This is a genomic window from Acinetobacter sp. YH16031, assembly GCF_013417335.1.
In the GTDB taxonomy this organism is placed as follows: Bacteria; Pseudomonadota; Gammaproteobacteria; order Pseudomonadales; family Moraxellaceae; genus Acinetobacter.
In genome coordinates, this window is the sequence record NZ_VPED01000181.1 from 1 (window position 1) to 1,159 (window position 1,159).

The window sequence follows — 1,159 nt, forward strand, 5'->3', positions numbered from 1 at the left end:
TCTGCATTCAGCTTGGCAGTTGCAATATCAGCTTCTGTCACATTCAGGAATTAAAGATCAAATAATTCGGTTAAGTCCCTCTCAGAAGTATTTCCATGAAAAAATTCAGTACAAGTGAGCATCTCAAAAAAATGGATCGCAAGGATTGGGCAACAGCTCAATCGATTACGACCTTCGGCATGAGTCCTGAAGAAAAAAAGGCTCATGAAAAAAGATCCTGGGAACGCTTTGACCGGATTCAGTCCGGAGAAACCACAATTAAAGATGAAGAAGCAGTATTGCTCATGCAGTGGCGTGCCCTAAATAATCTGCTTAAAAGCCAGGACTAAAATCATTATCCTGATCATGATTTCTTATCTTGTCAGGGGTTACTGCCTTTTCTCTCATTTGCAAAGGCACACGTTCGATGACTTGCCGCTGCATGAATGCCAATTCTTCCTCAATAGAGGCTATCTGGATAACTGAATTCTTTAACTGTTGGCCCAAATCAGTTAAGTATTCAAATTTTTCAAGTCGGTCGAAGGATTCGATATTCAAAAGATCGATATAAGTCTGTAAATCATGCTGAATCACCCTAAAAGGTTCAGTCATTTGACGATCTTGCAATAAGGCTTGCAGCATTTTCTGTTGTAAAAACAATAATTTTTCTTGAGCATACCAATGCTGCCGTGTCCGTGGTGTTTCAGCTTGCGTGCTCAACTCTTCAATCTCTTTTCGATTTTTTAATTCAGCCTCATAAAACGAACGATACAACTCATAATGATTTTCAGCACGTAACCGGTTAATTTCAGCAGTCATCTTTTCCCGTTCGGCCATTAATTCCGGCTCTTTCTCACGCGCAAAACGGACCGCCTTATTCATCACAGGAACATCCTTCAGCTGTGTGCCATGCTTCTTGTTGTATTCCTTGTTGGATAAACAGCTGACCAAACTAGGAACTTCCACCTGAATTCCCTTGATTTCCACCATCTTGGTCGGGGCATAACGCATGAGACTGTCATTAATCAGCTCTTCAGTTTTCTGCCGATACAGCTGTAACTGCGCCTTTCCCATGCCTAACACATCAGCTGTCAGCTTCTGCGCCCCACCTTTCTGTGGATCCTTTGGGTTATAACGCTTAAAAAACTGCTCAGCTGTCCGATCGATCCCATCCACATGC

The 1,159-nt window shown here is 42.3% G+C and carries 2 protein-coding genes; one reads left to right on the forward strand and one right to left on the reverse strand.

Annotated features, from left to right (window positions below; translation table 11 throughout):
• The first annotated feature begins 95 nt into the window (after positions 1 to 95).
• On the forward strand, positions 96 to 329 hold the full coding sequence (locus FTV31_RS17015) for a hypothetical protein (protein ID WP_174660715.1): 234 nt from the start codon (positions 96 to 98) through the stop codon (positions 327 to 329).
• Here the strand turns inward: FTV31_RS17015 and FTV31_RS17020 are convergent.
• A partial coding sequence (locus FTV31_RS17020; protein WP_180015817.1) for a hypothetical protein occupies positions 313 to 1,159 on the reverse strand: 847 nt, incomplete at its 5' end. The two genes, FTV31_RS17015 and FTV31_RS17020, sit on opposite strands and share 17 nt — an antisense overlap.

Coding starts and splice junctions, on each gene's coding strand:
- FTV31_RS17015 (WP_174660715.1), top strand. CDS start 96: ATGAAAAAATTCAGTACAAGTGAGCATCTCAAAAAAATGGATCGCAAG.